Origin of the sequence: Paenibacillus sp. 2TAB26, assembly GCF_052115145.1 — a bacterium.
Classification (GTDB): domain Bacteria; phylum Bacillota; class Bacilli; order Paenibacillales; family Paenibacillaceae; genus Pristimantibacillus.
The window spans coordinates 83,959-93,352 of sequence record NZ_JBFRGC010000030.1; the positions used below are offsets into that span (position 1 = coordinate 83,959).

Annotated in this window: 10 protein-coding genes; 3 read left to right on the top strand and 7 right to left on the bottom strand. The window is 44.1% G+C overall.

Features of this window, described 5'->3' with window-relative positions; all coding sequences use genetic code 11:
• The first annotated feature begins 61 nt into the window (after positions 1 to 61).
• Both AB4Z50_RS28665 and dnaN read left to right on the top strand, forming a co-directional pair.
• A complete protein-coding gene (locus AB4Z50_RS28665; protein WP_441884742.1) occupies positions 62 to 313 on the top strand; it encodes a CopG family transcriptional regulator in 252 nt (83 codons plus the stop codon).
• 15 nt (positions 314 to 328) lie between these two features.
• Positions 329 to 1,459, top strand: a complete 1,131-nt coding sequence (gene dnaN / locus AB4Z50_RS28670; protein ID WP_441884744.1) for a DNA polymerase III subunit beta — start codon at positions 329 to 331, stop codon at positions 1,457 to 1,459.
• Positions 1,460 to 1,522: 63 nt separating this feature from the next.
• Here dnaN and AB4Z50_RS28675 read toward each other — a convergent pair whose 3' ends face one another.
• Positions 1,523 to 2,131: a TetR/AcrR family transcriptional regulator gene (locus tag AB4Z50_RS28675; protein ID WP_441884746.1), complete on the bottom strand. Its 609-nt coding sequence runs from the start codon at positions 2,129 to 2,131 to the stop codon at positions 1,523 to 1,525.
• A 185-nt stretch (positions 2,132 to 2,316) separates the two neighbouring features.
• Between AB4Z50_RS28675 and AB4Z50_RS28680 the strand changes: the two genes are divergently transcribed.
• Complete coding sequence (locus AB4Z50_RS28680) at positions 2,317 to 3,810, top strand: DHA2 family efflux MFS transporter permease subunit (RefSeq protein ID WP_441884748.1); 1,494 nt, start codon at positions 2,317 to 2,319, stop codon at positions 3,808 to 3,810.
• 72 nt (positions 3,811 to 3,882) lie between these two features.
• Here AB4Z50_RS28680 and pduL read toward each other — a convergent pair whose 3' ends face one another.
• From pduL to AB4Z50_RS28710, 6 genes are all read right to left on the bottom strand, one after another.
• Positions 3,883 to 4,458 (bottom strand): phosphate propanoyltransferase, encoded by a 576-nt coding sequence (gene pduL / locus AB4Z50_RS28685; protein ID WP_372239009.1) that lies wholly within the window; start codon positions 4,456 to 4,458, stop codon positions 3,883 to 3,885.
• Between the two features lie 89 nt (positions 4,459 to 4,547).
• Positions 4,548 to 5,414: a 2-oxoacid:ferredoxin oxidoreductase subunit beta gene (locus AB4Z50_RS28690; RefSeq protein WP_076269213.1), complete on the bottom strand. Its 867-nt coding sequence runs from the start codon at positions 5,412 to 5,414 to the stop codon at positions 4,548 to 4,550.
• Positions 5,392 to 7,149 carry a 2-oxoacid:acceptor oxidoreductase subunit alpha gene (locus AB4Z50_RS28695; protein ID WP_339208989.1) on the bottom strand — a complete coding sequence of 586 codons (1,758 nt, stop codon included), beginning with the start codon at positions 7,147 to 7,149 and terminating at the stop codon, positions 5,392 to 5,394. Before AB4Z50_RS28695 ends, AB4Z50_RS28690 begins: the two co-directional genes overlap by 23 nt.
• Before the next feature lie 182 nt (positions 7,150 to 7,331).
• Complete coding sequence (locus AB4Z50_RS28700; protein ID WP_441884751.1) at positions 7,332 to 8,273, bottom strand: dipeptidase; 942 nt, start codon at positions 8,271 to 8,273, stop codon at positions 7,332 to 7,334.
• Between the two features lie 112 nt (positions 8,274 to 8,385).
• Positions 8,386 to 8,646, bottom strand: a complete 261-nt coding sequence (locus AB4Z50_RS28705) for a stage V sporulation protein S (RefSeq protein WP_006036664.1) — start codon at positions 8,644 to 8,646, stop codon at positions 8,386 to 8,388.
• A gap of 137 nt (positions 8,647 to 8,783) precedes the next feature.
• On the bottom strand, positions 8,784 to 9,394 hold a 611-nt coding region (locus tag AB4Z50_RS28710; protein ID WP_441884754.1), incomplete at its 5' end, for a TIGR00282 family metallophosphoesterase.

Genomic DNA, 9,394 nt, shown 5'->3' on the forward strand with positions numbered 1-9,394 from the left:
AAAGTTAATATATAGATTATTGATTAGAGTAACCTTATTCAAATGAAAAAGGAGTAGTTTTATGGCTGGAAAAAAGATTAAAATTGCTGTGCCCGACGAAGAAGGACAGGTTTCCATCATGTTTTCCCGTGGAGGACCTCGTGCTGGAGCCGGAAGAAAGGGATTTGGGGAGACTAAAAAAATTTCGTTAACGCTCACCAATGAGGTCTGGAGCGAGCTTGAAAATCGGTGCAAAACATCTGGTCTCTCCCGATCTGAAGTAATTCGCGGAATAATAGAGTCATCATTAAATACACACGACAAATTATTGTAAAGACGGGTGACAATCATGCTTGTTGAAGTGAGACAGCAATCGTTGCATATTGGACTTCAGCATATTGCTGCTGGTTTGGCATTAAGAGCAGTTTCCCCTATTCTTTCAGGCATTAAAATTCAAGCCGGAGCCCCTGGTCTTTCTCTCACAGCCTGCAATACATCTATGACTCTTCAATATATTATCCCTTGTCATTGTGACCACCTTAAAATTGATAAAGAAGGAAGTACAGTTATCCCCGCTCGTCTTTTGCTCGATATTGTCCGCAGTTTTTCAACTGAAAGCAAAGTAAAGCTCGCAGAGTTAAAACATAATTTTATACATATTGAATCAGATCATTCTATTTACAGTCTGGCTACAATGGATGTTTCACAATTTCCAGATATGCGCAGCTTAGAGAATACAGCTAAATTTCAAATCGATAATATAGAGTTTAAAAAGATTGTGAAGCAAGTTTCGTTTGCAGCTTCCACTTCTGAAGTGAAACCGATATTGACAGGCATTTCTTGTCAAACCATTAATGGAAAGCTGAGGCTTTCTGCTACCGATGGCGTTCGGCTTGCTACAAGCACCTCAAATCTAAGTGAAAACAGCTCAGATTCAGTTCCGTTTGTTATTCCAGCAAAACATTTGTCCGATTATTCCAAAATGTTGTCAGATGGATCTAGCAAAACACAAATTACGATTTCAGACCAGGTCATTTCCTTCAACACATTAAATTTCAGTATGCAATCGCTGCTTATTCAAGGCACATTTCCTGTAGTTGAAAGATTGGTGCCACAAACCTTTTCAACCGAAATAAYGATGAACACTGCTCCTTTTCTTCGGGCCGTCCAACGCGTCAGCTTGCTCGTTAGTGATACACATGCCATCGGGATGCGCATTTCATCTTGTGAAATCGAATTATTTGCAGCAGCAGCTGAGATAGGCGATGTCTCGGAAAAGTTCGCTATTAACCCTATTTTTGGTGAGCCGCTTATTGTTTTTTTCAATGGAAAATATATGAGAGATATTATGCAAGCGATTGACAGCACACAAGTGTTGTTGCGATTTACAGGAAAAAATAAACCGATCTTAGTTAGGCCGACCAACAACGAAGATACACTATACATTATTTCTCCAGTGCTGACTGCGCATCAGCTATAATTTCAAAACAAATAAAAGAGAGGACAGCATATACGCTGTCCTCTCTTTTACATTACTAATCAATTATCGAAATAAAGGATCAATAAATGTCTTGCAAAACCGGTCCTGTATTTCTTCACAAGTGTAGCCCATCACGTACCGCAATTGCCTAAACGTATGCGGGGATTGAATGGATATAAAGGAATGAGCAGCATAACAAGGATCAATAGGCTTAATTTGCTCTTTCTCCATTGCTTCCTCAAACAAGCTGCGCAGGACAGTATGCAAATAAAGATAAGGGGGTGATTGGAAAAAATCACCTTTAGGATGTTCAAGTTCGATTTTATTAAAAGATTGCATCACGCCAAGCCATTTCGATTCCTTATCGATAAACGCTATAATTTTGCGCATAACTCCGCTCAATCGCTCATGTACGGACAGCATAGCCTCTTCTGTCAAATACGCGTCGATCTCATTGATGAAAATTTCAAAATTCTCTTTCATCATATCCATACACAAATCACCTTTGTTTGAATACCTCCGGTACAAGGTGCCTTGTCCAATACCGACTGATTTGGCGATTTGATGCATACTGACCGATTCTACCCCATGCTCCGTAAACAAGTGATTAGCCGTACGCAAAATCGCTTTGCTGAGCGCTTGTTTCGTTCTGCTGTTTTCTGGTGCAGTCATCGTTCCTATCTCCTTTTTCCGCGTTTACAAATCTTACGATTGACAATTGCCCCATTCGTCTTTATTATTCAGTAATGCGGACAATTGTCCGCTCATAGAAGCGGTCACCTTTTATTGTAGCCTGCTGGTACACAGAGGTCAACAATAGTTGGATAGACCCTCATATTTGGATAGGAGGAAATAAAATGGCTTCAGCTTCAAAAAAAGCAGCACCTGCTGGTGATCCGATGTCCATGCGCAATATTATTGCACCGCTGATTGCCATTATCGTCGGTATGTTCATGGTTATTTTGGACGGCACCGCAATGAATGTCGCTATGCCAGGTTTAATGGCCGACTTCAAAAGCTCGATGTCGCTTGTGCAGTGGACCATTACGGGTTATGCACTAGCACAGGCTGCTGTTATTCCGCTTGCGGGATGGATGTCAGATCGTTTTGGCGCCAAACAAGTCTTTTTGTTCTCAATCATTATGTTTACGATTGGTTCCGGTCTTTGTGCATTAGCAACAACCGCTGAACAGCTTATCGTATTCCGTATCATTCAAGGTCTTGGCGGCGGTATGGTTGCTCCAATCGCAATGGCCTTTACCTTTAGACTCAGCCCTCCTGGCAAACAAGGAGCAGTTATGGGTATGATCGGTATTCCAATGCTGTTAGCTCCCGCTCTTGGCCCTGTAGTAGCAGGCTGGCTCGTTGATTATGTATCTTGGCATTGGATATTTATTATCAATCTTCCAATTGGTGTCATTGCCGTTATCGTAGGGCTTCGCACCTTGCCAAAAATTGAACGCAAACATGTTCCTTCCCTAGACTTTTTAGGTATGATTTTCGCCCCACTTGCTTTTGCCAGTCTTGCTTATGGCGTAAGCTCTGCTGGCGGCGGTGAAGGCGGCGCAGGCAGCGGCTGGACCTCGCCTGAAGCTTTGATCGGTATGATAGTAGGCGGTATTTCGCTTATCCTCTTCATCATCATAGAACTGAAGCGCAAGGAGCCTTTGCTTGAGCTTCGCGTCTTTAAATCAAGCAATTTCACACGCGGCATTATTTTGCAGTGGATTGTTCAAATCGCATTATTCGGAACATTATTCTTAATTCCGATTTTCTTGCAAATCGCCAAAGGTTACTCCGCATTTGATACTGGACTTATTTTGCTTCCACAAGCTTTAGCAGCAGGTATTTTCATGCCGATCGGCGGCAAGCTGTTTGACCGCTTCGGAGCTCGTCCAATCGTCATTGCCGGTTTATCCATTGTTACGATTGCAGGCTTCATCCTTAGCCAGCTTTCAGCGGACACGACTCTTCTCACTCTTATGATTCCGATTGCTCTTCTCGGTGCAGGTATGGGCTTGTCGATGATGCCGCTTAACACACATATTATGCAATCCGCTCCTAAGGAGCTCGTTAGCCGCGTAACCTCGCTGACCGCAGCTGCGCAGCAGGTTATGACTTCCTTTGCAATCGCCGGCTTGTCGACGATTCTCGCTAGCAGAGTAGAGCATTACAGTGTAACTAACCCAGGACCAAATGTAGTGTACTCCTCTTACGGGGATACGTTCTTCATCTTGGCATCCATTTCAATCGTTGGCGCCCTCACAGCCTTCCTGCTTCGCAGACCGAAGCAAGAAGATGGCACCAATGCTGAGAATAAACCTGAAGTATCCATGATGATGGGACATTAATTCCATCTTTCCAAACAAAAAAAACAGCTTCCTCATCGTCTCTGACGACAGGGAAGCTGTTTTTTTTATTGACTAATCTATGATTTCAGCCATATCTCCGTTTTTCACGCCTGCTGCATTTGCTTCATCTGTATCAATATGCATATCAAGTGCGAATTGATCAGATACACGTGCAACAACATTTTCGAATACGACACCGCGCTCGCCAGCGAAACGAACCCGCAGCGACTGCTTGTCCGCAATACCAAACCGCTCAGCATCGCTTGTGTGGAAATGAATATGACGAGCCGCTACAATGACGCCCTCTTCGATTGTAACCTCTCCAGCAGGCCCTTGAAGCTTAATGCCTGCAGAGCCTTTTGTATTACCTGATTCCCGAACTGGCGGGTTAACGCCTAACGCAAATGCGTCCGTACGCGATACCTCGAGCTGCGTCTCTTTCCGTGCAGGTCCGAGAATTCTTACTTTTCCAAATGTTCCTTTTGGACCAACAACCGCTACCGTTTCATTCGCAGCGTATTGTCCTGGCTGAGACAATGGTTTCATTTCAGTTAACGCATAACCTGCCCCAAACAATATTTCAACATGCTCCTGTGATAAATGAATATGTCTTGCAGATACTCCGATTGGTACTCCTCTATGTATCATGTTGTCACTCTCCTGATTTAATTTTGTTGTTTTCCACAGAGTTGAAAGAAAAAGCATACGGCCTTTTGGCCGCATGCTTATCATACCACTTATTTAAATTCGGCAACAAGCTTATCGAATTCTTCTGGGGTGATTTTGATATTTTGCTTAGCTAGAGCCTCGGGCTTGAAGCCTGTAATCAAATCTTCATAGGCTTTTCGCGTTTTATTCTGATAGATTAGTCCTGTGAGCATGCCGTTTGTTTCCATAATCTTGTTCATCGCCTGCACGCGGTTTGTTGGATCGTAATCAGGGAATTGCTCCAAGTTCACGATATTTTCCTTAAACCAGTCGTACGTATTGATTTTGTTGAAGGTAACACATGGGCTGAACACGTTAATCAAGGAGAAACCTTCGTGGTTGATTCCCTCTTCGATTAATTTCGTCAGCTGCTTCAAATCACTCGAGAATGATTGAGCAATAAATGTTGCACCCGCAGATAACGCAATCTCAAGCGGTGACAGCGTCGACTCAATCGAGCCTTCCGGCGTCGATTTTGTTTTGAAGCCTTCCGCGCTGCGCGGTGAAGTTTGACCTTTGGTTAAGCCATAAATTTGGTTATCCATTACGATATAAGTCACATTCAGGTTGCGACGGATCGCGTGAACCGTGTGCCCCATACCAATAGCGAAGCCGTCTCCGTCTCCGCCTGAAGCGATTACGGTAAGCTCGCGATTAGCAAGCTTTACACCTTGTGCGATAGGCAGCACGCGGCCGTGTATGCCATGGAAGCCATAAGCGTTAATGTAGCCAGAGATCCGGCCTGAACATCCAATACCTGATATAACCGCTAGGTTCTCAGGTTCTAGTCCTACGTTAGCTGCTGCACGTTGAATCGCCGCTTGAATAGAAAAGTCTCCGCAGCCCGGGCACCAGTTAGGTTTTACATTATTTCTAAACTCTTTGAACGTTGCCATCTAAACTCAACTCCTTACATGCTTTGTGAACGTCGGAAGGTAAAAATGGGTTACCGTCGTATTTAAGCAAGCTATCGATTTTTTCTGCAAAACCAGCATGCATTTTAATTTGTCCTGCCAGCTGTCCGGTTGCATTATTTTCGATGACAATTACTTTTTTCGCATTTTGCAAGTAAGGAAGCAGAGGTTTAGTTGGGAACGGATGAATTTGACGAATCGTGATATGGTTCGTTTTCACGCCATCTAGAGTCAGCAAGCTTCTAGCTTCATCAATCGTGCCGCCAGTAGAACCCATACCGATAATAAGCAAATCAGGCGTTTCATGAGGCGCGTCAACACGAATAGCTTCACGAATGTACATATCATTCAGCTTATTCAATCGCTTATCCATCATGTGCTGACGGTTCATTGCATTCTCCGATGGACGTCCAGTTTCATCATGCTCTACGCCGGTCACATGATGCAGACCGCCCTTCTCGCCAGGCAATACACGAGGGGAAATGCCGTCTTCTGTTAGCTCATAGCGTTTAAACAAGTCGTGGCCTTCAAGGGCAGGCACATTCTCGACTAGTTTGCCGCGTTTGATTTCAATTTTGCTGTAATCAAGCTGATCACAGGATTGTTTGCCGAGCGACAGCTGCAAATCGGTCATCAGAATAACCGGTACTTGATATTCCTCAGCCAAATTGAACGATTCAATCGTATCGTAGAAGCAGTCTTCAATCGATGCAGGAGCAATGACGATTTTTGGAATCTCTCCATGTGTGCCATAAACCATTGCGTTCAAGTCCGATTGCTCTTGCTTCGTAGGTAGACCCGTTGAAGGACCGCCACGCTGCGTATTAACGATGACCAGCGGTGTTTCTGTCATGCCTGCAAGACCAATAGCCTCCATCATTAGGGACAGTCCAGGACCCGCAGAAGCGGTCATTGTGCGTACGCCAGCATAGTTTGCACCAATCGCCATCGTTACCGCTGCAATTTCATCCTCCGTTTGCACGACTGTTCCGCCGAATTTCGGAAGCTTTTTAATTAAATATTCCATAATCTCGGAAGCTGGTGTGATCGGGTAAGCCGCCATCAAACGGCAACCAGCTGCCAAAGAACCTAGACCGATTGCTTCATTGCCAATCATGAACAGCTTCTGCTGCCCATCCGCCTCATCTAGCTTAAATTCGTCAAGCGGTCCGCCCGCTTGCTCCAGCACAAATTCAGCGCCGCTTTTTACCGCTTCGATATTTTTCTCTACAACAGCTGCACCTTTGCGTCCAAACTCTTCTTCAACCGCTTTATTGAATACTTCAAGCGGAAGACCAAGAAGCGCCCAAGAAGCGCCGGAGGCAACCATGTTTTTCATTAATGAAGTGCCTAGCTCCTCAGCCATCTTCGTAATCGGAACAGCAAACAGTCTAGCATCTATGCCTTCAGGTATCGTTGGGTTAAACTTTGCATCTGCAACGATAACGCCGCCTAGACGCAATTCCTTCGCATTCAAATCAATGCTTTCTTGGTCAAAAGCAACCAAAATATCCAAATCATCCGAAATAGCACGAATCGGCTTCGTGCTTATACGAATTTTGTTATTCGTATGTCCGCCTTTGATCCGCGAGGAGAAATGACGATATCCATATAAATAATAGCCTAAACGGTTTAGCGCCGTGGAAAAAATCCGGTCTGTACTTTCGACGCCTTCACCCTGTTGTCCCCCGATCTTCCAAGACAATTGACTAATCAAAATGCCCAACTCCTCTTTGTCTAAAACGTGCAATATTCTATTTCATCAAGTAATTATATAGTATAATTCATAACAGTCACAACAAGTTTAAAGCGCATATCTATAAAAATCAAGATGTAAACGCTTAATATAAGCATAGTTTGTTTCGATCAATCCCATACCGCAAATAGATCGAATTCATTTTAGTTAAAAGGGAGATTTTCCCGAAGGAAACGAAGAGCATTGCCGGACATAAACTGTTCGGTTTGCTGCTCAGAATATCGTTTAAGAAGTGCCTCTTGAAGATTAATGAGTTCTCCAGGATGCGTTAATTGTTTCATATAACTATCAATTCCGTCAAAATCAGAGCCGAGCATAATATGCGATGCTCCGCCTAGCTCACAAATATGCTCAATATGACGCAATAAATCATCGATGACAACGACTTCCGCGCTGGATACAAACCAAGGCACAAAAGTAACCCCCACTACTCCATGCATCTCAATTATTTTTTCAATTTGGGCATCCCTCAAATTTCGCGGATGATCACAGATTGCTCTTGCATTTGAATGAGAAGCTAGGATCGGTCTCTTGGAAAGCTCAGCAACATCCCAGAACGCACGTTCAGATAAATGTGATACATCTATTAGTATATCCAAATTATTGCATTCTTCTACTAGCAATTTCCCTTTTGCGGTCAAGCCCCCGCCACGCTGCTCCATCGCTCCGTCCGCAGCCCAATTCGCATGATTCCATGTCATTCCAGCTGCACGTATGCCTAATTGATGCATAATGCGAAGCAGCGACATTTGTCCTTGAAGACCATCAACACCTTCAAGCGACAGTAATGCTCCAATTTTTCCATCCTTAATACAAGAATCCAAGTCATGGGTTGTCCTTACCCACACCATGTCCTCGCAGCTTAATACCATCTGGTGGAAACGATCTACGCTCTCCAAAATTGGCTCTAGTCGACCATTCATTGATTGTGGAATATAGATTGCAAAAGTTTGCAAGATCGTTCCTGCAGCCTTTAAACGCTCGTATGTAACATCTAATTTGCCGGGTTTATTGCCTTGAAAATATAAATTTTCATCAATCAACAGTTTGCATAGCACATCGCAATGGAAATCTACCACTTTCATAGACGCACCTCACCGTTTATAATTTGCAGCAAAAAAACCTGTCTACGACGTAAACAGGCGAACGATTGTTTTTTAATCCAATTGGCTTACACCTTAACGCCGCTTGGACTTGCTACCGAGGTTCAACAATCAATTTGATTGCTGTTCGATCCTCCCCATCGATAACAATGTCAGTAAAAGCCGGTATGCAAATTAAATCCACCCCGCTGGGAGCGACAAATCCACGAGCAATCGCAACTGCTTTGATCGCTTGATTTAACGCACCAGCACCAATGGCTTGCAGCTCCGCACCACCACGTTCACGAAGAACGCCAGCTAGCGCACCTGCAACGGAATTTGGATTGGACTTTGCTGAAACTTTTAATACATCCATAAAAAGAACCTCCCCTTGGACTGTTGGATGGATTCCACTTTTAAATAGTATTCGAGGGAGTTTAAAAAATTCCTGCTTTTATTCCGCATATTAACAAACTGTTCTGAATTGTCAGAACTTTCACTAGAATCATAGTATTACATCAGAAGCCATTCATCTTCCGTAAGACGAATTTTCTCAATTTTCCGTGCCTGTCCCGTCGCATCATCGATTTGAACAGAGATTGCATGCAAATGCCACTTTCCTTCATCCACTACAAAACGAACCGGCAGCTGCGTAATAAATTTATGCAAAACGGCGTTTCGCTCCATGCCAAGCACCCCTTCTTTAGGGCCAACCATGCCAACATCTGTTATGTAAGCCGTGCCCCCAGGCAGGATCGTATCATCATTCGTTTGTACATGCGTATGCGTGCCAAGCACGATAGAAGCTCTGCCATCGAGATGCCATCCCATTGCGATTTTCTCCGAGGTTGCTTCCGCATGAAAATCAACAAGGATATTGTTCGTTTGCTCTTTTGCCTCTTCGATCAATTCGTCTGCTTTGCGGAATGGACAATCGATTGGCGGTAAAAAGGTGCGGCCTTGCAAGTTAATAATAGCGAGCTGCTTGCCGCCAGCCTTAATAAAAGCCATGCCTTGTCCAGGAGCGCCTTCTGCATAATTTGCTGGGCGAACCAAGCGCGGCTCGTCGTCGATCCATTCAAAAATATCTTTATTATCCCACGTATGGTTGCCCATCGTTATGC

Excerpts from the sequence above, each read along its gene's own strand:
- pduL (WP_372239009.1), bottom strand. The coding sequence starts at position 4,458 with ATGATACATAGAGGAGTACCAATCGGAGTATCTGCAAGACATATTCAT.
- AB4Z50_RS28705 (WP_006036664.1), bottom strand. The coding sequence starts at position 8,646 with ATGGATGTATTAAAAGTTTCAGCAAAGTCCAATCCAAATTCCGTTGCA.
- AB4Z50_RS28700 (WP_441884751.1), bottom strand. The coding sequence starts at position 8,273 with ATGAAAGTGGTAGATTTCCATTGCGATGTGCTATGCAAACTGTTGATT.
- AB4Z50_RS28690 (WP_076269213.1), bottom strand. The coding sequence starts at position 5,414 with ATGGCAACGTTCAAAGAGTTTAGAAATAATGTAAAACCTAACTGGTGC.
- AB4Z50_RS28665 (WP_441884742.1), top strand. The coding sequence starts at position 62 with ATGGCTGGAAAAAAGATTAAAATTGCTGTGCCCGACGAAGAAGGACAG.
- AB4Z50_RS28675 (WP_441884746.1), bottom strand. The coding sequence starts at position 2,131 with ATGACTGCACCAGAAAACAGCAGAACGAAACAAGCGCTCAGCAAAGCG.
- AB4Z50_RS28680 (WP_441884748.1), top strand. The coding sequence starts at position 2,317 with ATGGCTTCAGCTTCAAAAAAAGCAGCACCTGCTGGTGATCCGATGTCC.